Raw genomic sequence first — 23,532 nt, 5'->3', positions numbered from 1 at the left:
TCCGTTGTACGAAGGCGTGGTTCAGGACCTGATCGACGAACTGGGCAGGCTGCCCGGCGTCGGGCCCAAGAGCGCGCAGCGGATCGCCTTCCACATCCTGCAGGCCGAGCCCACCGACGTCCGCCGCCTCGCGCACGCGCTGCTGGAGGTCAAGGACAAGGTCCGGTTCTGCGCGGTGTGCGGGAACGTGGCGCAGGAGGAGCGGTGCGGCATCTGCCGCGACCCGCGCCGCGACACCACGGTCATCTGTGTCGTCGAGGAGCCGAAGGACGTCGTCGCCATCGAGCGGACGCGCGAATTCCGGGGGAAGTACCACGTCCTCGGCGGCGCGATCAGCCCGATCGAGGGCGTCGGCCCGGACGACCTGCGCATCCGCGAGCTGCTGGCTCGCCTGGCGGACGGTGAGGTGACCGAGCTGATCCTGGCCACCGACCCGAACCTGGAGGGCGAGGCCACCGCCACCTACCTCGCCCGCATGATCAAGCCCATGGGCCTGAAGGTCACCCGCCTGGCCAGTGGGCTCCCCGTCGGGGGAGATCTGGAGTACGCGGACGAGGTCACGCTCGGGCGGGCCTTTGAAGGAAGGCGACTTCTCGATGTCTGACGCAACGCTGCACGCCCTGGGACAGGATCCGGACGACTTCGCCGCCTCGATCTCGGACCAGATCGAGTCCTTCATCGTCGCGGTCACCGAGGTGGCCAAGGGCGAGGACCCGGACAGCGCGGTGCCCTTCCTCCTCCTGGAGGTGTCCCAGCTGCTGCTGGCGGGCGGCCGGCTGGGCGCGTACCAGGACGTCCTGCCCGACGAGCGCTACGAGCCCGACCTGGGCCCGGAGCCGGACGTGGACGACCTGCGCGAGCGCTTCGCGGTCATGCTGGAGCCGGTCGACGTCTACTCCGAGGTCTTCGACCCGTACGAGCCGCGCAAGGCCCCGGTCGCGCACCGGATCTCGGACGACCTCGCCGACGTGGTCGCCGACCTGCGGCACGGGCTCATCCACCACCAGGCCGGTCGGATCACCGAGGCGCTGTGGTGGTGGCAGTTCTCGTACTTCACCAACTGGGGTCCGACCGCCTCGGCGACACTGCGCGCCCTGCAGTCGCTGATCGCCCACGTCCGCCTCGACCAGCCCCTCGCGGCCCTGGACGGCCTGGACACGGACGAGGACATGACCGAGGACGACCTCGCGGAACAGGCCGGACAGGTGATGGCCGAGGAGCTCGGCGGACTCGGCCGTACCTGAGCGCCACCTGGAGCGGGCGCGGCGACCGTGCCGAACAGGGAACTCATTCTCTGATCTTCTCGTCTCATGATGTGGTACGAGGCGGTCGGATCCCGGTCGCTCGTTACACTGCACCAGCAATGAGACGGACTGAGCGAGGAGCGCACGTGGGCCTTGTCGTGCAGAAGTACGGAGGCTCCTCCGTAGCCGATGCCGAGGGCATCAAGCGTGTTGCCAAGCGGATCGTGGATGCCAAGAAGAACGGCCACCAGGTGGTCGTCGTGGTTTCCGCGATGGGCGACACGACGGACGAGCTGATCGATCTCGCCGAGCAGGTATCTCCGATGCCTGCGGGGCGTGAATTCGACATGCTGCTGACCGCCGGAGAGCGGATCTCCATGGCCCTGCTGGCCATGGCGATCAAAAACCTGGGCCACGAGGCCCAGTCGTTCACCGGTAGCCAGGCAGGCGTGATCACCGACTCGGTCCACAACAAAGCGCGCATCATCGATGTCACGCCGGGCCGGATCCGCACCGCGCTGGACGAGGGCAACATCGCCATCGTCGCCGGCTTCCAGGGTGTGTCCGCGGACTCCAAGGACATCACCACCCTCGGTCGGGGCGGCTCGGACACCACGGCCGTCGCGCTCGCCGCGGCGCTGGACGCCGAGGTCTGCGAGATCTACACCGATGTCGACGGCGTCTTCACCGCGGACCCCCGCGTCGTGAAGAAGGCCAAGAAGATCGACTGGATCTCCTCCGAGGACATGCTGGAGCTCGCGGCCTCCGGTTCCAAGGTGCTGCTGCACCGCTGCGTCGAGTACGCGCGCCGCTACAACATCCCGATCCACGTCCGTTCGTCCTTCTCCGGACTGCCGGGCACCTGGGTCAGCAACGAGAATCCGCAAGGGGACGCGCAGGTGGAGCACGCCATCATCTCCGGAGTCGCGCACGACGTCTCCGAAGCCAAGATCACGGTCGTCGGTGTCCCGGACAAGCCGGGCGAGGCCGCGGCGATCTTCCGTGCCATCGCGGACGCCGAGATCAACATCGACATGATCGTGCAGAACGTCTCCGCGGCCTCCACGGGCCTCACGGACATCTCCTTCACCCTCCCCAAGGCCGAGGGTCACAAGGCCATCGAGGCGCTGGAGAAGGCGAAGGGCGCCATCGGCTTCGACTCCCTGCGCTACGACGACCAGATCGGCAAGATCTCCCTGGTCGGCGCGGGCATGAAGACGAACCCGGGCGTCACCGCCTCCTTCTTCCAGGCGCTGTCCGACGCGGGCGTGAACATCGAGCTGATCTCGACCTCCGAGATCCGCATCTCGGTCGTCACCCGCCAGGACGACGTCAACGAGGCCGTCCGCGCCGTGCACACGGCCTTCGGCCTCGACTCCGACAGTGCCGAAGCCGTCGTCTACGGAGGCACCGGACGATGACCCGCACCCGGTCCTCCGGCCCGGCACTCGCCGTGGTCGGGGCGACCGGTGCAGTCGGTTCGGTCCTGCTCCGGATGCTGTCCCTGCGGGCGGACGTCTGGGGCGAGATCCGTCTGATCGCCTCCGCACGCTCGGCCGGCCGCATGCTGGTCGTCCGCGCGCAGGAGACCGAGGTGATCGCCCTCACCGAGGACGCCTTCGACGGCCTCGGACCGGGCGACATCGCCCTCTTCCTCACCCCGGCCGACGTCTCGGCCCGGTGGGCCCCCGTGGTCACCACGCGCGGCGCGGTCGTCATCGACCTGTCCGCCGCCTTCCGGGAGGACCCCGAGGTCCCGCTGGTGGTGCCCGAGGTCAACGGGCACGCCGTACGGATCCGGCCGCGCGGCATCGTCGCCGGCCCGGACTGCGTGACCGCCACCATGATCGCGGCCCTGGGCGCGCTGCACTCCGAGTACGCGCTGCGCGACCTGGTCGTCTCCTCGTACCAGGCCGCGAGCGCCGCCGGGCGGGCCGGATCCGAGACACTGCGCCGCCAGCAGTCGCTGGTCGCCGGTACCTCCCTGGGCGAGCAGCCCGGGGACGTACGACGCGCCGTGGGCGAGGACACCGGCCCCTTCGCGGCCCCGCTCGCCCTCAACGTCGTGCCCTGGTCCGGTGAGCTGCGCGCGGACGGCTGGTCCTCGCACGAGCTGGCGGTACGCGGGGAGACGCGCCGGATCCTGCAGCTGGAGCAGCTCCCGGTGTCGGTGACCTGCGTCCAGGTGCCGGTGCTGACCGGGCATTCGCTGACCGTGCGGGCCCGGTTCGAGCGTGAGGTCGAGGCAGCGCACGCCCGGGAGATCCTGGAGGCCGCGCCCGGCGTGGTCCTCGTCGACGACCCGGCGGCCGGGGAGTTCCCCACCCCCGTGGACGCGGCGGGGACGGATCCCGCCTGGGTGGGCCGGGTACGGGCCTCGCTCGACGATCCTCACGCCCTGGAGTTCTTCGTGTGCGCAGACAATCTCCGCAAGGGCGCAGCGCTGAACGCCACACAGATCGCGGAACTGATCGCAGGTGAATTTGCGTAATTCGCTTTGTAGGATCGGTGCTGATCCCTTGATCAAGGTGATGGCCCGACTGCCGTCTCGATAAAGACGGGGCAATCGGGAAGAGCGGGTACGCATGAGGGCAAGAGGGATTTTGCTGGTGAGGATGCCTCGCGCGTACAACCCTGATGGGGGGACGCGTGTCCAACCGGCGTGGCAGACACACTGCTCGAACCGGCCGTCCGTCCGGCGCAGATCGGGATCATCCCGTCGCGCCGGCGTCTCCGTGCGCCCGGCGGCGGTTTTCCCGTGATCGTGCCCGTCCCGCCGGTGGGGCCGACAGAGGCGCCCGTACGCACGGCCGTGACGATCAGGGGCGGCCTCGTGCCCGCGCCGCGCGACGGCGCTGAGACGGACGGGAGCAGCAAGGGCGAGGCGGAGAAGGCCGATACGGTCGAGATGGTCGAGACGGCTGAGAAGCCCGTGACGGCCGAGACGACCGGGAAGCCCGAGACGGACGAGACGGATGAGACGGCCGTCGCCGCCGAGGTGGTGGCCGGCACCACCGTCGACCACCTCACCGCCACCTACCAGGCGCACTACCGCTCGCTCCTGGGCCTGGCCGCGCTGCTCCTCGACGACACCGCCTCCTGCGAGGACGTGGTCCAGGAGGCCTTCATCCGGGTGCACTCCGCCCGGAACCGGGTCCGCGACCGGGAGAAGACCCTGGCGTACCTGCGCCAGACCGTCGTGAACCTCTCGCGGTCCGCCCTGCGCCGCCGCATCCTCGGCCTCAAGCTGCTCTCGAAGCCGATGCCGGACATGGCCAGCGCCGAAGAAGGCGCGTACGACCAGCTGGAACGCGACGATCTGATCAAGGCGATGCGTGGACTGCAGCGCCGCCAGCGCGAGGTGCTCGTGCTGCGCTACTTCGCGGACATGACGGAGTCCCAGGTCGCCGAAACGCTCGGCATATCGCTCGGATCGGTGAAGGCGTACGGATCGCGGGGCATTGCCGCGCTGCGGGTGGCGATGGAGGCTGCGCAGTCATGATGGACGACCACACTTCGCCGGGCGGGGCGAGCGGGGAAGAAGAGCTGCGCATCCTGCTGCGCGGGGCCGTCGAGGGCCTGCAGCCCTCCGCGAACGCGCTGGAGCGACTACGGGACGCCGTCCCCGCGCGCCGGACCCGTAACCGCCGGGCCGCCCTCGTCGGCGCCGCCGCGGCCGTCCTGCTCGCCGGGACGACGATCCCGACCGCGCTGCACCTGTCCGCCGCCGATGGCGCGGCCACCGACCACCCGGCGATGGCCGGGCACGGCTCGGCCACGGACGACCGGCGCGCCGCGTCGCCCTCCGATCCGCACCAGAACGGCTTCGGGTCCCAGCCGAGGTCGACCCGCTCCTTCGGCGAGATGCCGTCCTCGGGTGGGGGCACCGGGCAGCCGAGCGCCACGGCGGGCCCCCCGGTGGGCGGTCTGACGGCAGGCCCGTCGGGCGCCGGGACCGCCGCCGGACCGGCCGGTTCCGGCGGCTCGGTGGTGGGCTCGGGCCCGCTGCCGCCGGTGGCGGCGCCGGGAGTGCCCGGATGCGGCGCCGACCAGCTCGGGGTGGTGGGCTCGGCCCGATCCCCGGAGACCGACGGAAAGGTCTACGGCAGCTTCCGGGTCACCAACATCTCGGCGCAGGGCTGCGCCGTCAGCGGCCAGGACACCGTGACGGCGGCCCCGGCGCCCGGAGCGGGGACCGGAGCGGCCTCCGCGGTCGCCGTGGTCGGCCACACGGCGGGGGATCCGGCGAGCGGGCTGCTGCCCGACCCGGCGGCGGCCGCTTCGGCGCTGGTGCTTCCGCCGAACACGGCGTACGAGGTCCGCTTCGCGTGGGTGCCGTCGGGGGAGAGCTGCTCGCAGGCGAATCCGGACGCGGGCGCGAAGGCCCCGCAGGGCGACACGGCGGGTGCCACGGGCGGTACCGGCAGCGGTACGGGCACCGAACCGCAGGCGGGCGCGACCCCGGCCCCGGCCGGAGTGGCCGTCTCGCACACCCCGCAGTCGGGGGCGGCGACCACGCGGACGACGATCCCCGAGGCCTGCGGCGGAACGGTCTACCGGACCGGCGCGATCCCGCTGTCCTAGATCCGGGGCTTGGCGCCGGGCCCTGGTGCCCTGACCTGCCGTCGGAGCCTGCCGCCCGGCCTGCCGGGCCTGACGCAAGGGTCCGCCTCGGAGCCCGTGCCAGGGGCCGTTGTGGTGATGGCCGGGGCTTTTCCGGACGGCGCGCGGCTACCGCGCGGCGGGCTCCAGCAGGCCGGCTTCGGCGTCGCGGATGGTCTCCACCTCACGACGGTAGAGCCGGAACCACATGAAGAGCACGAAGGCGACGAAGACGAACCACTCGCCGGTGTAGCCGAGGTTCTGGAAGGCCTTCAGGTCGAGCCCGGTGTCGGTCGGTGCCTGCGCGGGCACCGGCGTCATCCCGTCCGACGGGGTCTGCACGGTCAGCCAGGCGTCGTACAGCTCGTACGGGACGATGTTGACCAGCGAGGCCGCCCCGATCACCCCGAGCTGCCCGGCCGGCAGCCCGCCCTGGGAGTGGACCCCCTTCGTCCCGGAGTTCTCCGCGGACTGCAGGGCCCCGGTGACCTCGACCCGGCCGGTCGGCGGGGCGGGCGCCTTCGCGGGATCCGCCACCCCCGGCAGCCAACCCCGGACCACGGGGACGGCCTTGCCGGAGTCGGTCTTCAGCAGGGTCAGCACGTAGAACCCGGACGCACCGTCCAGCCGCCGCTCGGGCACCAGCAGCTGATCCCCGTACTCCCCGGCCGTGGCGGCCATCCGTCCGGAGGTCGTCTTGTCGACCGGAAGCAGCGAGTCCAGAGGGGCGGCCACCTGGTCCGCGGGCTGCTGCGCGTTCGCTTCCCGGTGGCTGTCGACGCGATCCTCGAACCGGCCGAGCTGCCAGGACCCCATGTACAGGCAGAAGGGAACGGCGAGCGCGACGAAGACGTTGATCCCCCACCAGCGCGGGGTCAGGAGAAACCGGTGCACCCCACCACCGTACGGGGGGTGCACCGGTCGCCCGCCCGCAGGGTCAGTGCGGCAGGTGCTTCAGCGCGAACTCCAGCTCCATCCGGACCTGCTTGATCCGCTCCTCCACCACCAGCGAACCGTGCCCGGCGTCGTAGCGGTACACCTCGTGCACCGCCCCGCGCGCCGCGAGCCGGTCCACGTAGTTGTCGATCTGGCGGATCGGGCAGCGCGGGTCGTTCACCCCGGCCGCGATGTGCACCGGCGCCTTCACGGCGTCCACGTACGTCAGCGGAGAGGACGCCTCGAACCGGTCCGGGACCTCCTGCGGCGTACCGCCGAAGAGGGTGCGGTCCAGCGCCTTCAGCGCCTCCATCTCGTCGTGGTAGGCCGTCACGTAGTCCGCCACCGGTACGGCGGCCAGACCCACGGCCCAGGCGTCGGGCTGCGTGCCCAGGCCCAGCAGCGTCAGGTACCCGCCCCAGGAACCGCCCGAGAGCACCATGCGCGCGGGGTCCGCGAGGCCGGAGGCCACCGCCCACTCCCGGACCGCCGCGATGTCCTCCAGCTCGATCAGCCCGACCCGGTGCTTGAGGGCGTCGGTCCACTCACGGCCGTAACCCGTCGAGCCCCGGTAGTTGACCCGCACCACGGCGAAGCCGTGGTCCAGCCAGGCCGCCGGGGCCGACGCGAAGGAGTCGCTGTCGTGCCAGGTCGGCCCGCCGTGGATCTCGAAGATCGTCGGGAAGGGGCCCTCGCCGTGGCCCGCCGGCCGCTGCGCCAGCGCGTGGATCCGCCCGCCCGGGCCGTCCACCCACACGTCCTGGACCGGCAGCGAGCCGGGCGCCCGGAAACCGGGCGGGTCCAACACGATCCCGCCCGCGGTGGACCGTACCGTCGAGGGCTCGGCGGCCGAGGACCACAGGTACTCCACCGTCCCGTCGGGCCGCGCCGTGGCCCCCGAGACCGACCCCGGGGGCGTGTCCACCCGTACGAGCTCCCGCGCGGCCAGGTCGTAGCGCCACAGCTCGCTGCGCGCCTCGAAGCTGTGCGCGACCAGCAGCGCGGACCCGTCCGGGTACCACTCGGCGCTGACGTCGCCCGGCAGGTCGATCGCGAGCTCCTGCTCGGCGCCGGTGGCCACGTCCCAGACCATCGGCTCCCAGCGGCCGCGCCGCTGGTGACCGACGAGCAGCCGGGTGTCGCCGGCGACCGGGGCGAAACCGAGGACCTCCAGGCCCAGGTCCTCGGAGCCGCCCCGGGTGTCGTCCAGCTCGGCGACGGTGCTCCCGTCCAGGGTCAGGACGCGCAGGGCGGAGTGCATCGCGTCGCCGTGCTCGGTGTGCTCGACGGCGACCAGGGTGCCGTCGCGGGACAGGTCGCCGACGCCGGCCGACTCCCGGTGTCGGTAGATCACGGTGGGCGCGGAGCCGTCGGGCCGGACCACGTGCACGGTCGAGCCGTCCTCGTCGGTGGAGCGCCCCACGACGGCCGTCCCGTCCCGCCCGATGGCCAGCCCGGCGGGGTACGAGGGCTCCAGGCCCGGGGTGGCCGGTACGTCGGGGCCGCCCGCGAAGGGCTGGCGCACCCAGGTGCCGAACTCGTCGCCGTCGGTGTCGGAGAACCACCAGATCCACTCGCCGTCGGGGGAGAGCGTGCCGTCGGTGGTGCCGTTGGGGCGGTCGGTGGCCTGCCGCTGCTCGCCGGTGGCGCGGTTCCAGGCGTAGATCTCGAAGGTGCCGGTCGCGTTGGAGACGAAGAGCGAACGGTCCGGGGCGTCCTCGGCCCAGTCGGGGAGCCCGACGCGCGGTGCCCGGAACCGCTTCTCCCAGTCGGGCATGTCGGGAGTCATCTCACTGTCGCTGGTCATGCGCCCCATTGTGGCCGCACGGCTCCTCGGGATGCCGACCGCCGGGAACGGGCGGAGAGTGGAACGCATCGGCCGTCCCGTCCGAGGAGGAACGATCATGGCCAAGAAGGCCCGCACCGGCCACCACAGCCACCAGGACTCCGAGCGCGCGCTGGCGAAGAACACGGCTGCCGAGGCCCGCGCCAAGGCTGCGGTCCGGGACATGCACAGCACCGCCGCGAAGACGCGCGGCATGCAGCAGAAGGCCCAGGCCAAGCGCGGCTAGGCCCGCTCCGCCGGATGTCTCTCTAGGCTGGCGTCATGCGGATGATCGTCCGGGGCGCCCGGCTGCTGCACACTCACGGCCTGTCCGACGTCGAGGTCGCGGAGGACGGCCGCATCGCGCGGGTGATCCCGTACGACGACCAGAAGGAACCGCCCGCCACCGGCATCCTCGTCGAGGCCCACGGCGGCCTGCTCACGCCGCCCTTCGTCGAGCCGCACATCCACCTCGACACGGCGCTGACCGTCGGCGAGCCCCGCCCAAACGCCTCCGGCACCCTGTGGGAGGGCATCGCCTGCTGGAGCGAGCGCAAGCGGACCCTGACCCGCGAGGACGTGATCGCGCGGGCCACGGAGGTGCTGCGCTGGCAGGCCGCCCACGGGGTGCTGCACGTACGGACCCACTGCGACATCACCGACCCGGACCTCACCGCGCTCGAGGCGTTGCTGGAGGTGCGCGACCGGGTGCGTGACGTCATGACGCTGCAGATCGTGGCCTTCCCGCAGGAGGGCATCGTCTCCTTCCCGGGCGGCGAGGGGCTGTTGCGCGAGGCCGTCGCCCGCGGGGCGGACGTCGTCGGCGCGATCCCGCACTTCGAGGACACCCGCGAGGACGGCCTGGCGTCCCTGCACACGGCCTTCGCCCTGGCCGAGGAACACGGCCTGCGGGTGGACGCGCACTGCGACGAGATCGACGACGAACAGTCGCGCTTCGTGGAGCTGCTGGCCACCCTCGCCCTGCGCTCGGGGCTGCGGGGGCGCGCCACGGCCTCGCACACGACCGCCATGGGCTCCTACAACGGCGCGTACAGCTTCAAACTCCAGCGCCTGCTCGCCCGCTCCGGCATCAACCTGGTCTCCAACCCCTTCGCCAACCTCGGCCTCCAAGGCCGCTTCGACGCCTATCCCAAGCGGCGCGGCCTCACCCAGGTCAAGGAGATGCTGGCGGCCGGGGTCAACGTCGCCTTCGGCCACGACGACGTGATGGACCCCTGGAACGCGCTGGGCACCGCCAACCCGCTGCAGACCGCCCTCGTCGGGCTGTACGCCGCCCAGCTCACCGGGGCCGACGAGATCCCGCTGGCCTTCTCGATGGTGACGGAGCGTGCGGCGCGGGTGCTCGGCCTCGCGGAGACGGAGTACGGCATCACCGCCGGCGCCCCCGCCTCGTTCGTCCTGCTCCCGGCCCCGTCGCCCGAGGAAGCGATCCGCCGCCAGGTCCGCCCGCGGTACGTGGTTTCGCGCGGCACCGTCCTCGCAGAGACCCCGCCCGCCCCGACCCGGCTGAACTGGCCGGGGGAGCCGCCGTCCGAGGTCGACTTCGCCCGACGCCTACGCTGACGCCCCATGAAGACGTGGACACTTGACACCGCATCGGCCCGCGCCGCGCACGAGATCGCCTCGGAGTACGCGGACACGGCCCTCCTGAACCACTCGGTCCGCTCCTTCGCCTTCGGGGCCCGGTACGCGGAGCAGCACGAGCTGGCGTACGACGAGGAACTCCTCTACGTCAGCGCCCTGGTGCACGACCTCGGCCTGACCGCGCCCTTCGACAGCCACACCCTGCCCTTCGAGGAGGCGGGCGGCCATGTCGCACGGGTCCTGACGGCGGGCCTGGGCTGGCCGGCGGCCCGGCGGGCGCGCGCCGAGGAGATCATCGTGCTGCACATGCGGGACGACGTGAGCGCCGCCGAGGACGTGGAGAGCCACCTGCTGCAGGTCGGTACGAGCGCGGACGTCTCGGGCCTGCGCCTCGCCGAGTTCGATCCCGCCTTCACCGCCGACCTCCTCACCGCGTACCCGCGGGGCGACTTCGGCGCCGTGTTCCTCGCGCTCGTCGAGGACCAGGCCGCCCGCAAGCCCACGTGCGCGGCGGCCGCGTACGTGGCCGGGGGCGCGGCCACCCGGATCGCGGCGAACCCGCTGGGGTAGCCCTGGCCGCCGGGGGCACGCGTACCGGTCACACAGATCGGTCACGCATATCGGTCACGGTGTCGGATAACGTGCCCGCATGTCGTGGGACGAGGACGGAACACCGCACCCGCTCGCACAGCGCCGCACCGGCCGCAGCGAACTGGAGCCGGACCGGCTGCCCGAGATGCGGGAACTGGAGGTGCTCGGCTGGGAGCCGGCGCCCGAGGACCTGCGCTGGGTGTTCCTCCCGTACGTCTGGCCCCCGGCGGACCGCACCTGGATCCCCGACCGCTCCACGCACTGGGCGGTGGACACCGCCCTCGACGGCCACGGCCACATCACCGGCGTCGAGTGCGCCCCGCTGCCCGAGCCCGACCTCCGGGACCTCGACCGCGAGGCCGACGAGGCCCTCGCCGTCCTCGGGCTCCCGCCCCGGCCGCGGGGGCGCCTGTGGCTGCTCCGTCCGGTCGGCCCCTTCCCCACCGTGGCCGCCGTCCTCGACCACCTCGACGACCTCGCCGACACGCGCGCCGTGCCGGCCCGACCCTCCGCGGCCTTCCTCGCCCTGGCCCGGGTCGAACTCGCCGAACTCGGCGCCCCCGGCGAGCTGTGAGCCCGCGCTCCCGTGGCTACCCTGGTCATGAGGGGGCAGTCACGGGAGGCGATCTCATGGGTCGGCGCCATCACTTCCACATCGACCACGATGGGCACTCGGTCAGCGCCACGGTCCAGACGGGGCACAAGGCGGTCGTGGAGGTACTGGTCGACGGCAAGGAGACCGGACACGCCACGACGCACGACGACCACCCGGTGACCGTGCACGTCGAGCTGCCGACGGATCCACCGACCCAGGTCTCCGTCCGCGCGACGCCCGGACCGGGTGTCCCCCGCTGCATCTTCGAGGCCCCGGCCATCGAGCCGCACATCATGTCCCCCCGCCCGTACTGAGAGGGCGGCTACGGGCTCCTCGGGTCGCCCGGAAGCAGAAAGAGCCGGTACAGATTGCTCTGTACCGGCTCTCACCTGGTCTTACTCTGTCGGGGTGGCGGGATTTGAACCCACGACCTCTTCGTCCCGAACGAAGCGCGCTGCCAAGCTGCGCTACACCCCGATCGCCGCCTTGCAGCGCTTGCTGCCCTGGCGACATCGATTACTTTAGCGGACCTCTCGCCGGAGACGAAATCCGGTTTTCGCGGAGCGGTCGCGGGGCCAGGGGAGGCATCGGGCGGAAGCGGTCCGCCGCGACCAGGGCGAGGCCGAGGGCGTAGAAGACGGCGCCCAGGACCAGGGCGTTCAGGCTCACGCGGGCGTAGCCGTACCGGGCCGCGTCGATGAAGGGGTACGTGTACCGGCGCGCGCTGTCGGGGGCGAGCAGGGCGCCGCGGAGCAGCGCGAAGGTCACGTACGTCAGCGGGTAGGCCAACCACTGGGCGGCATGGCGCGGGCGCAGGGTGCGCGGGGTCGTCAGGAGGAGGAAGTCCAGGAGGGCGCCGGCCGGGGTGACCGTGTGGAGGAGCTGGTTGGCGACGGCCCTGGCGCCGGTCAGCCGGTCGAGCTCCGGGACCACGTTGAAGGGGCTGGAGGGGTTGGCGAGGACCAGGTGGAAGACGAGTCCGGTGATCAGGATGAAGAGGAGGACCCCGCCCCGGTAGAGGGGAGCGACATCGGGCCGGCGCCGCCAGGCGCGCGCCGCCGACACCCCGAGCACGAGCGCGACCAGGATGTTCGTCCAGATCGTGAAGTAGCTCAGGACGACGGGCACGCTCCCGTACACGCAGTCGATGACCACCCCCACCACGGCCGCGCCGCAGACCAGGGCGCGGAACACCACCGGGACGAGGCGCGACGGGGCGGTCATCCCCGCAGCGTATTACCCCTTCGGGGTCAGGGTCAGGAGCGTCGCCTCCGGCGGGCACGCGAAGCGGACCGGGGTGAACCGGTTGGTGCCGCAGCCCGCCGAGACGTGCAGGTACGCGCGATGGCCCTCGGCCTCGTGCGTGGAGAGCCCCTTGACCCGCTTCGTGTCCAGGTCGCAGTTGGTGACGAGCGCCCCGTAGAAGGGGATGCACAGCTGCCCGCCGTGGGTGTGACCCGCCAGGATCAGCGGGTAGCGGTCGGCGGTGAACGACTCCAGGACGCGCAGGTACGGGGCGTGCACGACCGCCATCGAGAAGTCGGCGTCCGCCTCCGGGCCGCCGGCGACCTCGGCGTAGCGATCGCGCTTGATGTGCGGGTCGTCGAGCCCGGTGAAGGCCAGCTCCAGCCCGTCCAGCTTCAGGCGCCCCCGGGTGTTGGTGAGGTTCAGCCAGCCGGCCGCGTCGAAGGCGTCCCGCATCTCCTCCCACGGGTTGTGGACGGCGCCGACGACCGGCTTGTTGCCGTTCAGCCCGTGCCGGCCCTGGGCCTTCTCGAGGAGGTAGCGCCCGGGGTTGCGCAGCCGCGGTCCGTAGTAGTCGTTCGACCCGAAGACGTACACACCGGGGAAGGACATCAGGGGGCCGAGGGCGTCGAGCAGCTCGGGGATGCCCTCGGTGTCGGAGAGGTTGTCGCCGGTGTTGACGACGAAGTCGGGGCGCAGGCCGGCCAGGGACTGCAACCAGGCACGTTTCTTGCGCTGTCCACCGACCATGTGGATGTCGGAGACCTGGAGCACGCGCAGCGGGCGCATCCCCTGGGGAAGGACAGGCACCGTGACCCGGCGCAGGCGGAAGGACCGTGCCTCGAAACCGGCGGCATAGGCCACACCCGCGGCCCCCACCGCAGCGATTCCGGCAGCCGCCTTCAGGGGTACTCCGTAACGCGCACGCATGGACCCATCGTCGCAGACGCGGAAAACCCGTGAGCGCCACCGCCCCCGCACCTGGCAGACTCACAACCATGACCACGCTCAAGGCCAAGCTCCAGGAAGACCTCACGACCGCCATCAGGGCGCGCGACGAACTGCACTCGTCCACGCTGCGCCTGACCCTCTCCGCCATCACCAAGGAGGAGGTCGCGGGCAAGGAGGCACGTGTGCTCTCCGACGAGGAAGTCCTCAAGGTGATCGCCAAGGAGGCGAAGAAGCGCCGTGAGGCCGCGGACGCCTTCGCCCAGGGCGGCCGTCCCGAGCAGGCCGCGCGCGAGACCGCGGAGGGCGAGTTCCTCGACACGTACCTGCCCAAGCAGCTCAGCGACGACGAGCTCGTGGCGATCGTGGCACAGGCCGTCGAGGAGGCCAAGGCCGCGGGTGCCGAGGGGCCGCGTGCCATGGGTGCCGTCATGAAGATCGTGAACCCGAAGGTCGCCGGGCTGGCGGAGGGCGGGCGCGTCGCCGCCGTCGTCAAGCAGCAGCTCTCGTAGGACCACGACGTACGAGACGTACGAGACGTACGAGACGTACGAAGGGGGGAGGCCCCGGCCGTGTCGGCCGGGGCCTCCCCCCTTTCGCGTGTCGTGCTGTGCGTCGACCGCTACTGGTCGTCGCGGCCGCCGATCACTCCTTCGGTGAGCCCGGGGAACGGGGGCTGCGGTTCGACACCGCCGCCCGCACCGCCCGTGGCCCCGCCCGTGGCTCCAGCCGTGCCGCCGCCGCCCGCGCCTGCGTTGGCTCCGCCGTTGTGGCCGCCGGGCCGGCCACCGGGCTTGCCGTCACCGCCGGGCTTGCCGGGCTTGTTCGGGTTCGTCGTGGGCGGCTTGTTCCCGCGCGGGCCGCCGGTGGGAAGGGTCGGCTCCGCGATGCCGACCGTGACGAAGTTCCCCGACTCACGGCCGGAGAGCGCGCCGCTGACCGCGTCCTTCCAGATCGGGCCGGGCAGGCCACCACCGAAGACCTTGTCGAAGGGCTTGCCGCCGATGACGATGTTCTCCATCGTGATCTTCTTCGCGCCGCCCGAGCCGACCCACACCGCGCCGGAGAGGTTCGGCGTGTAGCCGACGAACCAGGCGTTGTAGCGCTCGTCCGTCGTACCGGTCTTGCCGGCGCTGTCGCGGTCGCTGAGACCGGCCCGCTCACCGGTACCGGAGTCGACGACTCCGCGCAGCAGGGTGTTGATGGTGTCGGCCGTCTCGGTGGCCATCGCCCGCTCGCACTTGGACTTCGGCACCGCGAGCGCCTTGCCGTGCGCGTCGGTGATCGACTCGATGGCGACCGGCGTGCAGTAGACGCCGCGGTTGGCGAAGGTCGCGTACGCGTTGGCCATCGTCAGCGGGGAGAGTTCGGCGGAGCCGAGCGCGATCGACGGGGACTCGGGGATCTTGGAGCCGTCGGCCGGGACCACGCCGAGCTTCTGCGTCATCTCCGTCACCGGGCAGAGGCCGATCTCGCCGATCATCTCGACGAAGTACGTGTTGATGGACTTCTCCATCGCCGTCCGCAGCGCGTACGGACCGACCTCGTCCTCGGTCTCGTTCTTCGCCGTCTGGATCTTGCCGTTGATCGGCAGGTTCAGCCACTGGCTGCCGTCGCAGCGCGGGATCGGCGTCGGGTAATCGATCTTGTTCGGCGCCTGGTACACCTTGGTCGCCGGCATGCCCCGCTCTATGGCGGCCGCGGCGATGAACGGCTTGAAGGTCGAGCCGACCTGGAAGCCGAAGTTCGAGCCGCCCATCCGCTTGTCCACGGAGTAGTTGATCTGCGTCTCGTTCTTGCCGAAGCCGTACGGCTTGGACTGACCCATCGCCAGCACCCGACCGGTGCCCGGCTGGACCATGGTCACAGCCGTCGCGATCGAGTCCTCCTGGTAGACGTGGTCCTTGATCGACTCGTTGGCCGCGTCCTGCGACTGCGGGTCCAGGGTGGTGCGTACCGTCAGGCCGCCCTGGTTCCAGACCTTCGCCCGGTCCTCGCGCGTCTTGCCGAAGGCCGTGTCGGTCAGGAAGGAGTTGCGCACGTAGTCGCAGAAGAAGCCCGCGCCCTTGACGGCGGTGATGCAGCCGTTCTTGGGCTTGGTCACCTTGAGGGTGACCGGCTTCGCCTTCGCCGCGTCCACCTCCGCCTGCGAGACGTCCTTCGTGTCGGCCATCCGCTGCAGGACGATGTTGCGGCGCTTGGTCGCCTCCTGCGCGTCGTTCACCGGGTCGTACCGGCTCGGCGACTGCACGACGCCCGCGAGCAGCGCGGACTCCTCCAGCGTCAGGTCCTTGGCCGGCTTGCTGAAGTAGCGCTGGGCGGCGGATTCGATTCCGTACGCCTGCTGGCCGAAGTAGGTGATGTTGAGGTAGTTCTCGAGGATCTTCTTCTTCCCGAGCTCTTCCTCGACCTGGATCGCGTACTTCAGCTCGCGGATCTTGCGGCCGAGGCTCTTCTCCTGGGCCTCGCGCACCTTGGTCTCGTCGTCGCCGGCCTCTTCGACGAACACGTTCTTCACGTACTGCTGGGTGAGGGTGGAGGCGCCCTGCGCGGCTCCGCCTTCCTGCGCGTTGCGGTTGACCGCGCGCAGGATGCCCTTGAGGTCGACCGCGCCGTGCTCGTAGAAACGCGAGTCCTCGATGGCGACGATGGCCTTCTGCATGTACGGGGAGATCGCCGTGAGCGGGACCACCTGACGGTCGCGCGAATAGACGGTGGCGATCGTGCCACCCTCGGCGTCCAGAATCGTGGTCCGCTGGCTCAGTGGCGGAGTCTTGAGATTGGCCGGGATCTCGTCGAATCCCTCGACCGTCCCCTTGGCCGCCAGGCCCAGGGCGCCTGCGGCCGGAATCGCCATGCCGGCCAGTACCACCCCGGAGAGGACGGACACCCCGAGGAACTTGGCGGCCTGCTGGCTCCCCGTGAGCCCGCCGCCCGAGCGCTTCTTTCCCATAGGGGGCAGCCTACGTTCTCATTCGCCGGACACATGCGAATGCCTTGGCCTAAGCTGTCCCCAACTGTCACAGCAGTGTGGTGCGACATCAACCCCTCGGCTTGATTTTCACCCTTCCCGAATGGGGTGGACGCATGTCCGAATCTGGCCCCTCTGCTGAAGTCGAACGCACGATTACACCCGAATTGCCGCAATGGTCGGGCATGTCGCCGGATCACTCCGTCGGGTGATCTGCCGCTTACCCATAGTCCGTTCGGACCATTCAAGATTGGGCCCGTCGGGGGTGTTGCACTGTGCTCGCCTTCCGTAACGTCCTCAACTGGCAGCGGTGAATATGCCGCTACCGCCGTGGGGGAGCCTCGATTCGGGAGAGGACGGCGCCGGGATGGGCTGGGTTACCGACTGGAGTGCGCAGGCAGCCTGCCGCACTACCGATCCGGATGAACTATTCGTTCAAGGAGCGGCACAGAACAGGGCCAAGGCGGTGTGCACCGGATGTCCGGTGCGGACCGAGTGCCTGGCCGACGCGCTCGACAACCGTGTCGAGTTCGGCGTGTGGGGCGGAATGACCGAGCGGGAACGACGTGCGCTGCTGCGCCGGCGTCCCACCGTCACCTCGTGGCGACGGCTGCTCGAAACCGCACGTACGGAGTACGAGCGCAGCACGGGCATCCTCACCATGGATGCAGACGCGGAGATCGACGTGGCGTACGAGACATACGCGGCAGCCGGGTAGATCACACGGCGGCCACGACGTACGAACGCCTACGCTCCGGCCGGTACCCCGGCCGCGAGTCGTTCTCCGATGGCCCGTAGCCCGGCGAGGTCGTGCACATCGCCGGGCAGGGCGGTCACTTCCGCCACCGCCACTTCGGGGTGGAGCGAGGTGAAGCGATCGCGTGTGCGCTGTTCACGCGCGATCACCTGCATGCGTTCCGCGTGCAGACGCAGCAGTCCTGCCGTGATCCGGTCGACGACCGCGGTATCGCCTTCGGTGCCGGGGGAGCCTGTCTCGGGAGGGTTCGCGGTCCGGGTGGTTGCGGCGGGCTCGGTGGGCTCGGTGGGTTCCGAGCCCGAGTCACGAAGTCCAGCTTTCCCGGACTCCTGATCGACAATGCCGCCTTCTTCAAGATTCTCTGCGGCGGCCAACGCCCGTTCGGCGGACAGCTGGTCGGCGCCACTGCCGTGCACCCGGTTCAGTACCAGACCGGCCAGCGGCATGCGTTCCGCGGCCAGCCGTTCCACGAAGTACGCCGCCTCGCGCAGGGCGTCCGGCTCGGGCGCGGCGACCACCAGGAAGGCCGTGCCGGGAGCCTGCAGCAGCCTGAAGGTGGCGTCCGCGCGGGTGCGGAAGCCGCCGAACATCGTGTCCATCGCGGCCACGAAGGTCTGGACGTCCTTCAGCAGCGAGGCCCCCATCAGCTTGCTGAGGGTGCCCGTCATCATCGACATGCCGACATTCAGGAACTTCATCCCGGCCCGGCCGCCCACCTTCGCCGGAGCCATCAGCACCCGGATGAACTTCCCGTCCAGGAAGGACCCGAGGCGCTTCGGCGCGTCCAGGAAGTCCAGCGCGGACCGGCTCGGCGGGGTGTCGACGATGATCAGGTCCCAGTCGTCGCGGGCCCGCAGCTGCCCCAGCTTCTCCATCGCCATGTACTCCTGCGTGCCCGCGAAGCCGGCCGACAGGGACTGGTAGAAGGGGTTGGCGAGGATGGCCCGGGCCCGCTCGCCGTCCGCGTGCGCCTCGACGATCTCGTCGAAGGTCCGTTTCATGTCCAGCATCATGGCGTGCAGTTCGCCGCCGCCCGCCCCTACGGTCCCCACCTTGCGCGGGGTGTTGTCCAGCGAGTCGATCCCCATCGACTGCGCGAGCCGCCGCGCCGGGTCGATGGTGAGCACGACGGCCTTGCGCCCGCGCCCGGCCGCCCGTACGCCGAGGGCCGCGGCGGTGGTGGTCTTGCCGACCCCGCCCGCCCCGCAGCACACGATGATCCGGGTCTCCCGGTCGTCCAACAGCCGGTCGACCGCCAGCCGCGGCGGAGTGTCCATGCCCACGGTGTCCACCCCCTCGCTCATTCGGCCACCGACTGCTTCCGCAATTCCTTGGCCAGCGCGTAGAGCCCGGCCAGATCCATCCCCGCGCCGAGCAGCGGCAGTTCGTACGTCGGCAGGTCCAGCCCCGCCAGTACGGAGCGCTGCGCGCGCTCCAGCTCCACCCGGCTCGCGTGCTCGGCGGCCTGCGTGAGCAGCGGGTCCACCAGCCGCTCGGCCAGCCCGCCACGGCGCGCCCCGCCGAGACCCGCCCGGGACAGCGCCTTCGCCACCTCGGCGCGGTGGTCGCCGGCCGCGGTGCGCAGGGTGTCCTCGTCCAGGTGGTGCGGCCGGACCATGTTCACGACGACCCGCCCGACGGGCAGGCCGGCCCGGCGCAGCTCCTCGATGCCGTCCGCGGTTTCCTGGACGGGCATCTCCTCCAGGAGGGTGACCAGGTGCACGGCCGTCTCGGGGGACTTGAGGACCTTCATGACGGCCTGGGCCTGGTTGTGGATCGGCCCGAACCGGGCCAGGCCCGCCACCTCGTCGTTGACGTTAAGGAACCGGGTGATCCGCCCGGTCGGCGGCGCGTCCATGATCACGTGGTCGTAGACGTACCGGCCGGCCTTGTCCTTGCGGCGTACCGCCTCGCACGCCTTGCCGGTCAGCAGCACGTCGCGCAGCCCCGGGGCGATGGTCGTCGCGAAGTCGATGGCGCCGAGCTTCTTGAGCGCGCGGCCGGCCGAGCCGAGCTTGTAGAACATCTGGAGGTAGTCCAGCAGCGCCCGTTCGGCGTCGATGGCGAGCGCGTAGACCTCACCGCCCCCGCCGGGCGCCACGGCGATCTTCCGTTCCTCGTAGGGGAGTGCCTCGGCGCCGAAGAGCTGCGCGAGCCCCTGCCTGCCCTCGACCTCCACCAGAAGAGTCCGGCCGCCCTCGCGTGCGAGGGCAAGCGCGAGTGCTGCGGCGACCGTGGTCTTGCCGGTGCCGCCCTTGCCGCTGACCACCTGGAGCCTGCTCACAGCGTCCGAGCCTAATTCCTTCGGTTCGACTCCGGTGGTGCCGGGTGGTTCTGCCGGAGTGTTCGGGGGTGAGCTCCGTTACGTCGGGCCGGCTCGACGCCTGCTCGGGTGAGGTGTCCGGCCGTCGCTTCCGGGCGCGGCATGCGGCCCGCACGACAGGCACTACCCTCGCTCCCATGACCAAGAAGTTCGAATATGCGACGGTCCCGCTGCTGGTTCACGCCACCAAGCAGATCCTGGACACCTGGGGCGAGGACGGCTGGGAGCTCGTCCAGGTCGTGCCCGGCCCGAACAACCCCGAGCAGCTCGTGGCCTACCTCAAGCGGGAGAAGGCATGAGTGCCGTAGAGGCGAAGCTGGCCGAGCTCGGCCTGACGCTCCCGGGCGTCGTCCCGCCGCTGGCCGCGTACCAGCCGGCCGTGCGGTCGGGCTCGTACGTCTTCACCGCGGGCCAGCTCCCGATGGTCAAGGGCAGCATGCCGATCACCGGCAAGGTCGGCGCCGAGGTCTCGGCGGAGCAGGCCAAGGAGCTGGCGGCGATCTGCGCGCTGAACGCCCTGGCCGCCGTCAAGTCGGTCGTCGGTGACCTCGACAAGATCGCGCGTGTCGTGAAGGTCGTCGGCTTCGTCGCCTCCGCCCCCGACTTCACGGCCCAGCCCGGCGTGCTGAACGGTGCGAGCGAGCTGCTGGGCGAGGTCCTCGGCGAGAAGGGCGTCCACGCCCGCAGCGCCGTCGGCGTGGCGGTCCTGCCGCTGGACGCCCCGGTCGAGGTCGAGATCCAGGTGGAGCTGGTCGCCGGAGCCTGATCCCTTCGGGGTGGGTTCCGCAGGGACGGGCCGGGACGCGCACGCGCGCGTCCCGGCCCGTTCCGCGTGCTGCCCCGGGCGCGGGATCGCCCGCGCCGGCCATCGCGCCGACCACCCGTGCAGGCCACCGCGCCGGCCACCCGCGACGGGGGACCCTCGAACATCGGGCCGGATGGCCGTAGCATCCGGCCATGCCGAATGGTCAGCATGGACAGCAGCAGCCCCCCGCCGGAGGCCAGTGGTACCCGCCGGAGTGGCCCGACCGCATCCGCGCGCTCGCGGACGGCTCGCTCGTCCCGGTGCAGCCGCGGCGCGCCGCCACCGTGATGCTCCTGCGCGACACCCCCGAGGGTCCCGCCGTGCACATGCTGCGCAGACGGGCCTCCATGGCCTTCGCCGGGGGCGCGTACGCCTATCCGGGCGGTGGGGTCGATCCGCGCGACGAGGAGCACCAGGTCGGCTGGGCGGGTCCCTCCCGGGAGGACTGGGCCGCCCGGCTCGGAACCGATCCCCTCACCGCCCAGGCCATCGTCTGCGGCGCCGTACGGGAGACCTTCGAGGAGGCGGGCGTCCTGCTCGCCGGGCAGACCCCGGACGAGGTCGTCGGTGATACCACCGCGGACGACTGGGAGGCCGACCGGCAGGCCCTCGTGGCGCGGGAGCTGTCCTTCGCGGAGTTCCTCGACCGCCGCGGTCTGCGGCTGCGCTCGGACCTGCTGGGCGCCTGGGCGCGCTGGATCACCCCCGAGTTCGAGCCGCGCCGCTACGACACCTGGTTCTTCGTCGCCGCTCTCCCCGAGGGCCAGCGCACCCGCAACGCCTCCACCGAGGCCGACCGGACCGTGTGGATCCGGCCCACGGACGCGGCCGCCGGGTACGACAAGGGCGAGCTGCTGATGATGCCGCCCACCATCTCCACGCTGCGGTCGCTGGAGCCGTACGGGAGCGCCGCGGGCGCGCTCGCCGCCGCGGCCGAGCAGGACCTCGCCCCGGTGCTGGCCCAGGCCACGCTGGAGGACGGCGAGCTGGTGCTCAGCTGGCCGGGGCACGACGAGTTCACCAAGCGCGTCCGCCCCGGACGTCCCGCCGGCCCCGGAGGCCCCGCATGACCGACGCCGCCGCACTGCCCGGACAGCCCCGCGGAGTCGTCACCTCGGGCCCGGCGACCGCCCGCGCGGTGAACGTCCTGGCTCCCAACGCCTCCGCGATGACCCTCGACGGCACCAACACCTGGCTGGTGTCGGAGCCCGGATCCGACCTCGCCGTCGTGATCGATCCCGGCCCGCTGGACGACATACACCTGCGGGCGGTCATCGCCACCGCCGAGCAGGCGGGCAAGCGGATCGCCCTCACCCTGCTCACCCACGGCCACCCCGACCACGCCGAGGGCGCCGGTCGCTTCGCCGAGCTCACCCGTACGAAGGTCCGCGCCCTGGATCCGGCCCTGCGCCTGGGGGACGAGGGCCTGGGCGCCGGTGACGTGATCCGGACCGGCGGGCTGGAGCTGCGCGTGGTGGCGACCCCCGGCCACACCAGCGACTCGCTCTGCTTCCACCTGCCCGCCGACCGGGCCGTACTGACCGGCGACACCATCCTGGGTCGCGGTACCACCGTCGTCGCCCACCCCGACGGCCGCCTCGGGGACTACCTGGACTCCCTGCGCCGGCTGCGCTCGCTCACCGTGGACGACGGGGTGCACACCGTCCTGCCGGGCCACGGGCCGGTCCTGGAGGACGCGCAGGGCGCCGTCGAGTACTACCTGGCCCACCGGGCCCACCGGCTCGCCCAGGTCGAGACCGCCGTCGAGAACGGCTGCCTGACCCCGCAGGCGGTCGTCGCCCAGGTCTACGCGGACGTGGACCGATCCTTGTGGCCGGCCGCCGAATGGTCCGTCCGGGCGCAGTTGGAGTACCTTCAAGATCACGGATTGATCCCGGGAGGGCCTGAATGAACACCGTGTTCCTGTTGGTCGTGCTGGTCGCGACGGCCGGATGGATCACCTCGACGGTGACCCTTCGGGTGCAGAGCCTGCAGCACCAGGCGGACCGCACGGAGCGGCGACTGGCCCTGGTACTGGAGCACTTCGGCATCGAGGAACCGGAGCCGGCCGGGATGGACGAGGTACGCGCCCACCTGAGGGCCGACCGACACATCTCGGCGATCAAGGAGTACCGCCGGATCACCGGCGCGGGCCTGGCGGAGGCCAAGCTGGCCGTCGACCGCCTGGCCGAGGCCGAGAAGGCCTGACCCGGACCCGGACCGACGCTCAGCCGCGGCGCGACGTCTTCGTGCCGTGCCGGGCCGTGTACTCGTCCGCCAGCCACGGCCCGAGGTCCTCCACGTAACCCCGCAGCACCTGCGGGTCCGCGACGGGATCCAGCGCGACGGCGGCCGCGGCCTCCATCTGTGCGGCGCGTTCCGGGTAGTACATGCCGAAGATCTCCGCGGATTCGCCGAGGTCGCTGGTCCAACCGCCCCACCGGGGCATGACCAGCGTGAAGGCGGTGCGCACCAGGCGCCGGGCGACGATCCGGCTCAGCGTGCGGTACTCCTCGGGGGTCGAGGCCTCCCGTACCCGCGTCCGCCATCCGGGCAGCAGCTCGGCCAGGTCGCCGTTGGTCTCCCGGGCGAGCAGGCTGTCCGGCCGGTAGCGCGGCAGGTGCTCGGCCAGGTCCGCTCCGAGCAGCGGGGTGCACAGGCAGGCGAGGAACCAGCCCAGGTCGAATCGTTCCGCCTCGCTCAGCACGGCGACCTTGTCCTGGAGCAGGATGCCGACCCCGTCGACCTCGGGGAAGTCCTCGTCGAGCCCACGGGCGAGCACCTCGGCGGTGTCCCGGTCCTCGTCGGAGGGCTCATGGTGCAGCACGAGCAGCAGATCGAGGTCGGACCGCCCGGGCCGGGCCGTCCCGCGCGGTACGGACCCGTAGAGGTACGCGCTGTGCAGCCGTCGGCCGTACGCCTCGGCGGTCCGGGCCCGTGCGGCCGCCACGACCCCCTTGAACTCGCTCCGCACCCGCCCGAGGGACCCCTCCCGCTCGAAGTACCCGTACGCGTCCAGCCCTCTGTGCTCCATGACTCCACTGTGCCCGGCCGCCGGTCCGGGGCGGCCGAGCCGAGGCCGTGC

At 71.5% G+C, this 23,532-nt stretch carries 26 protein-coding genes and 1 tRNA gene; 18 read left to right on the top strand and 9 right to left on the bottom strand.

All coding sequences use genetic code 11. The features are described 5' to 3' along the window. Window positions 1-4: 4 nt before the first annotated feature. The 6 genes from recR to BCL76_RS09490 all read left to right on the top strand — a co-directional run bounded on the left by recR (window position 5) and on the right by BCL76_RS09490 (window position 5,828). Window positions 5-604: a recombination mediator RecR gene (recR, locus tag BCL76_RS09515; protein WP_030010802.1), complete on the top strand. Its 600-nt coding sequence runs from the start codon at window positions 5-7 to the stop codon at window positions 602-604. Continuing rightward, window positions 597-1,244 carry a DUF5063 domain-containing protein gene (locus BCL76_RS09510; protein ID WP_030755830.1) on the top strand — a complete coding sequence of 216 codons (648 nt, stop codon included), beginning with the start codon at window positions 597-599 and terminating at the stop codon, window positions 1,242-1,244. The genes recR and BCL76_RS09510 overlap by 8 nt, the downstream gene beginning before the upstream one ends. 146 nt (window positions 1,245-1,390) lie before the next feature. Then, on the top strand, window positions 1,391-2,665 hold the full coding sequence (locus BCL76_RS09505) for an aspartate kinase (RefSeq protein ID WP_030755832.1): 1,275 nt from the start codon (window positions 1,391-1,393) through the stop codon (window positions 2,663-2,665). Continuing rightward, on the top strand, window positions 2,662-3,735 hold the full coding sequence (locus BCL76_RS09500; RefSeq protein ID WP_109779056.1) for an aspartate-semialdehyde dehydrogenase: 1,074 nt from the start codon (window positions 2,662-2,664) through the stop codon (window positions 3,733-3,735). Before BCL76_RS09505 ends, BCL76_RS09500 begins: the two co-directional genes overlap by 4 nt. Window positions 3,736-4,152: 417 nt before the next feature. Further along, window positions 4,153-4,746 (top strand): SigE family RNA polymerase sigma factor, encoded by a 594-nt coding sequence (locus tag BCL76_RS09495; protein WP_258309546.1) that lies wholly within the window; start codon window positions 4,153-4,155, stop codon window positions 4,744-4,746. Next, window positions 4,743-5,828, top strand: coding sequence for a hypothetical protein (locus tag BCL76_RS09490; protein ID WP_109779055.1), 1,086 nt, complete (start codon window positions 4,743-4,745; stop codon window positions 5,826-5,828). Before BCL76_RS09495 ends, BCL76_RS09490 begins: the two co-directional genes overlap by 4 nt. A 147-nt stretch (window positions 5,829-5,975) precedes the next feature. Here BCL76_RS09490 and BCL76_RS09485 read toward each other — a convergent pair whose 3' ends face one another. Together BCL76_RS09485 and BCL76_RS09480 are read right to left on the bottom strand one after the other, a co-directional pair. Further along, entirely contained in the window at window positions 5,976-6,740 is a 765-nt protein-coding gene (locus tag BCL76_RS09485) for an SURF1 family protein (RefSeq protein ID WP_109779054.1), read from the bottom strand. Window positions 6,741-6,783: 43 nt separating this feature from the next. Then, the gene (locus BCL76_RS09480) at window positions 6,784-8,589 is read right to left on the bottom strand and encodes a S9 family peptidase (protein WP_109779053.1); all 1,806 of its coding nucleotides are present in this window, start codon (window positions 8,587-8,589) and stop codon (window positions 6,784-6,786) included. Window positions 8,590-8,686: 97 nt separating this feature from the next. On the opposite strand from BCL76_RS09480, the gene BCL76_RS38880 reads away from it, so the two are divergent. From BCL76_RS38880 to BCL76_RS09460, 5 genes are all read left to right on the top strand, one after another. Then, window positions 8,687-8,854, top strand: coding sequence for a hypothetical protein (locus BCL76_RS38880; protein WP_158781069.1), 168 nt, complete (start codon window positions 8,687-8,689; stop codon window positions 8,852-8,854). 35 nt (window positions 8,855-8,889) lie between these two features. Further along, window positions 8,890-10,191: a cytosine deaminase gene (gene codA, locus BCL76_RS09475; RefSeq protein WP_181382490.1), complete on the top strand. Its 1,302-nt coding sequence runs from the start codon at window positions 8,890-8,892 to the stop codon at window positions 10,189-10,191. Between the two features lie 6 nt (window positions 10,192-10,197). Beyond that, window positions 10,198-10,782 carry an HD domain-containing protein gene (locus BCL76_RS09470; RefSeq protein ID WP_109779052.1) on the top strand — a complete coding sequence of 195 codons (585 nt, stop codon included), beginning with the start codon at window positions 10,198-10,200 and terminating at the stop codon, window positions 10,780-10,782. A 79-nt stretch (window positions 10,783-10,861) separates the two neighbouring features. Further along, window positions 10,862-11,377 (top strand): DUF5956 family protein, encoded by a 516-nt coding sequence (locus BCL76_RS09465; protein WP_181382489.1) that lies wholly within the window; start codon window positions 10,862-10,864, stop codon window positions 11,375-11,377. 56 nt (window positions 11,378-11,433) lie between these two features. Beyond that, a complete protein-coding gene (locus BCL76_RS09460) occupies window positions 11,434-11,712 on the top strand; it encodes a hypothetical protein (RefSeq protein ID WP_109779051.1) in 279 nt (92 codons plus the stop codon). Between the two features lie 89 nt (window positions 11,713-11,801). Here BCL76_RS09460 and BCL76_RS09455 read toward each other — a convergent pair. From BCL76_RS09455 to BCL76_RS09445, 3 genes are all read right to left on the bottom strand, one after another. Continuing rightward, window positions 11,802-11,875, bottom strand: a tRNA-Pro gene (locus BCL76_RS09455). Window positions 11,876-11,914: 39 nt separating this feature from the next. Then, on the bottom strand, window positions 11,915-12,622 hold the full coding sequence (locus tag BCL76_RS09450) for a Pr6Pr family membrane protein (RefSeq protein WP_109779050.1): 708 nt from the start codon (window positions 12,620-12,622) through the stop codon (window positions 11,915-11,917). A gap of 12 nt (window positions 12,623-12,634) precedes the next feature. Next, entirely contained in the window at window positions 12,635-13,573 is a 939-nt protein-coding gene (locus BCL76_RS09445) for a metallophosphoesterase (RefSeq protein WP_109779049.1), read from the bottom strand. Window positions 13,574-13,641: 68 nt separating this feature from the next. Here BCL76_RS09445 and BCL76_RS09440 point away from each other — a divergent pair, with 68 nt between their 5' ends. After that, a complete protein-coding gene (locus tag BCL76_RS09440; RefSeq protein ID WP_030755860.1) occupies window positions 13,642-14,103 on the top strand; it encodes a GatB/YqeY domain-containing protein in 462 nt (153 codons plus the stop codon). Between the two features lie 110 nt (window positions 14,104-14,213). Here BCL76_RS09440 and BCL76_RS09435 read toward each other — a convergent pair whose 3' ends face one another. Next, entirely contained in the window at window positions 14,214-16,544 is a 2,331-nt protein-coding gene (locus tag BCL76_RS09435) for a transglycosylase domain-containing protein (protein ID WP_109779048.1), read from the bottom strand. A gap of 385 nt (window positions 16,545-16,929) precedes the next feature. On the opposite strand from BCL76_RS09435, the gene BCL76_RS09425 reads away from it, so the two are divergent. After that, window positions 16,930-17,280: a WhiB family transcriptional regulator gene (locus BCL76_RS09425; protein ID WP_181382488.1), complete on the top strand. Its 351-nt coding sequence runs from the start codon at window positions 16,930-16,932 to the stop codon at window positions 17,278-17,280. 29 nt (window positions 17,281-17,309) lie between these two features. Here BCL76_RS09425 and BCL76_RS09420 read toward each other — a convergent pair whose 3' ends face one another. Continuing rightward, window positions 17,310-18,596: an ArsA family ATPase gene (locus BCL76_RS09420; RefSeq protein ID WP_375137899.1), complete on the bottom strand. Its 1,287-nt coding sequence runs from the start codon at window positions 18,594-18,596 to the stop codon at window positions 17,310-17,312. 23 nt (window positions 18,597-18,619) lie between these two features. Next, window positions 18,620-19,603: an ArsA family ATPase gene (locus BCL76_RS09415; protein ID WP_030755865.1), complete on the bottom strand. Its 984-nt coding sequence runs from the start codon at window positions 19,601-19,603 to the stop codon at window positions 18,620-18,622. Between the two features lie 176 nt (window positions 19,604-19,779). On the opposite strand from BCL76_RS09415, the gene BCL76_RS09410 reads away from it, so the two are divergent. The 5 genes from BCL76_RS09410 (at window position 19,780) to BCL76_RS09390 (ending at window position 22,655) form a co-directional block, all read left to right on the top strand. After that, complete coding sequence (locus BCL76_RS09410) at window positions 19,780-19,941, top strand: DUF4177 domain-containing protein (protein WP_007264966.1); 162 nt, start codon at window positions 19,780-19,782, stop codon at window positions 19,939-19,941. Next, entirely contained in the window at window positions 19,938-20,408 is a 471-nt protein-coding gene (locus BCL76_RS09405; protein ID WP_030755866.1) for a RidA family protein, read from the top strand. Before BCL76_RS09410 ends, BCL76_RS09405 begins: the two co-directional genes overlap by 4 nt. 191 nt (window positions 20,409-20,599) lie before the next feature. After that, on the top strand, window positions 20,600-21,517 hold the full coding sequence (locus BCL76_RS09400; protein ID WP_109779045.1) for an NUDIX hydrolase: 918 nt from the start codon (window positions 20,600-20,602) through the stop codon (window positions 21,515-21,517). Further along, window positions 21,514-22,359, top strand: a complete 846-nt coding sequence (locus tag BCL76_RS09395; protein WP_109779044.1) for an MBL fold metallo-hydrolase — start codon at window positions 21,514-21,516, stop codon at window positions 22,357-22,359. Before BCL76_RS09400 ends, BCL76_RS09395 begins: the two co-directional genes overlap by 4 nt. Continuing rightward, entirely contained in the window at window positions 22,356-22,655 is a 300-nt protein-coding gene (locus BCL76_RS09390) for a hypothetical protein (protein WP_109779043.1), read from the top strand. Before BCL76_RS09395 ends, BCL76_RS09390 begins: the two co-directional genes overlap by 4 nt. Window positions 22,656-22,674: 19 nt before the next feature. Here the strand turns inward: BCL76_RS09390 and BCL76_RS09385 are convergent, their stop codons facing one another. Then, window positions 22,675-23,481 carry a nucleotidyltransferase domain-containing protein gene (locus BCL76_RS09385; protein WP_109779042.1) on the bottom strand — a complete coding sequence of 269 codons (807 nt, stop codon included), beginning with the start codon at window positions 23,479-23,481 and terminating at the stop codon, window positions 22,675-22,677. Window positions 23,482-23,532 lie beyond the last annotated feature (51 nt).

Source organism: Streptomyces sp. CG 926, from assembly GCF_003148825.1.
In the GTDB taxonomy this organism is placed as follows: domain Bacteria; phylum Actinomycetota; class Actinomycetes; order Streptomycetales; family Streptomycetaceae; genus Streptomyces.
This window is presented reverse-complemented; position numbering and strand designations above follow the sequence as displayed.

What these genes read in the sequence shown, in the direction of transcription:
- BCL76_RS09445 (WP_109779049.1), bottom strand. Translation starts at nt 13,573, where the DNA reads ATGCGTGCGCGTTACGGAGTACCCCTGAAGGCGGCTGCCGGAATCGCT.
- BCL76_RS09435 (WP_109779048.1), bottom strand. Translation starts at nt 16,544, where the DNA reads ATGGGAAAGAAGCGCTCGGGCGGCGGGCTCACGGGGAGCCAGCAGGCC.
- BCL76_RS09450 (WP_109779050.1), bottom strand. Translation starts at nt 12,622, where the DNA reads ATGACCGCCCCGTCGCGCCTCGTCCCGGTGGTGTTCCGCGCCCTGGTC.
- BCL76_RS09405 (WP_030755866.1), top strand. Translation starts at nt 19,938, where the DNA reads ATGAGTGCCGTAGAGGCGAAGCTGGCCGAGCTCGGCCTGACGCTCCCG.
- BCL76_RS09425 (WP_181382488.1), top strand. Translation starts at nt 16,930, where the DNA reads ATGGGCTGGGTTACCGACTGGAGTGCGCAGGCAGCCTGCCGCACTACC.
- BCL76_RS09480 (WP_109779053.1), bottom strand. Translation starts at nt 8,589, where the DNA reads ATGACCAGCGACAGTGAGATGACTCCCGACATGCCCGACTGGGAGAAG.
- codA (WP_181382490.1), top strand. Translation starts at nt 8,890, where the DNA reads ATGCGGATGATCGTCCGGGGCGCCCGGCTGCTGCACACTCACGGCCTG.
- BCL76_RS09440 (WP_030755860.1), top strand. Translation starts at nt 13,642, where the DNA reads ATGACCACGCTCAAGGCCAAGCTCCAGGAAGACCTCACGACCGCCATC.
- BCL76_RS09420 (WP_375137899.1), bottom strand. Translation starts at nt 18,596, where the DNA reads ATGGACACTCCGCCGCGGCTGGCGGTCGACCGGCTGTTGGACGACCGG.
- BCL76_RS09470 (WP_109779052.1), top strand. Translation starts at nt 10,198, where the DNA reads ATGAAGACGTGGACACTTGACACCGCATCGGCCCGCGCCGCGCACGAG.
- BCL76_RS09385 (WP_109779042.1), bottom strand. Translation starts at nt 23,481, where the DNA reads ATGGAGCACAGAGGGCTGGACGCGTACGGGTACTTCGAGCGGGAGGGG.
- BCL76_RS09395 (WP_109779044.1), top strand. Translation starts at nt 21,514, where the DNA reads ATGACCGACGCCGCCGCACTGCCCGGACAGCCCCGCGGAGTCGTCACC.
- BCL76_RS09495 (WP_258309546.1), top strand. Translation starts at nt 4,153, where the DNA reads ATGGTCGAGACGGCTGAGAAGCCCGTGACGGCCGAGACGACCGGGAAG.
- BCL76_RS09400 (WP_109779045.1), top strand. Translation starts at nt 20,600, where the DNA reads ATGCCGAATGGTCAGCATGGACAGCAGCAGCCCCCCGCCGGAGGCCAG.
- BCL76_RS09510 (WP_030755830.1), top strand. Translation starts at nt 597, where the DNA reads ATGTCTGACGCAACGCTGCACGCCCTGGGACAGGATCCGGACGACTTC.
- BCL76_RS09500 (WP_109779056.1), top strand. Translation starts at nt 2,662, where the DNA reads ATGACCCGCACCCGGTCCTCCGGCCCGGCACTCGCCGTGGTCGGGGCG.
- BCL76_RS09410 (WP_007264966.1), top strand. Translation starts at nt 19,780, where the DNA reads ATGACCAAGAAGTTCGAATATGCGACGGTCCCGCTGCTGGTTCACGCC.
- BCL76_RS38880 (WP_158781069.1), top strand. Translation starts at nt 8,687, where the DNA reads ATGGCCAAGAAGGCCCGCACCGGCCACCACAGCCACCAGGACTCCGAG.
- BCL76_RS09460 (WP_109779051.1), top strand. Translation starts at nt 11,434, where the DNA reads ATGGGTCGGCGCCATCACTTCCACATCGACCACGATGGGCACTCGGTC.
- BCL76_RS09390 (WP_109779043.1), top strand. Translation starts at nt 22,356, where the DNA reads ATGAACACCGTGTTCCTGTTGGTCGTGCTGGTCGCGACGGCCGGATGG.
- BCL76_RS09490 (WP_109779055.1), top strand. Translation starts at nt 4,743, where the DNA reads ATGATGGACGACCACACTTCGCCGGGCGGGGCGAGCGGGGAAGAAGAG.
- BCL76_RS09465 (WP_181382489.1), top strand. Translation starts at nt 10,862, where the DNA reads ATGTCGTGGGACGAGGACGGAACACCGCACCCGCTCGCACAGCGCCGC.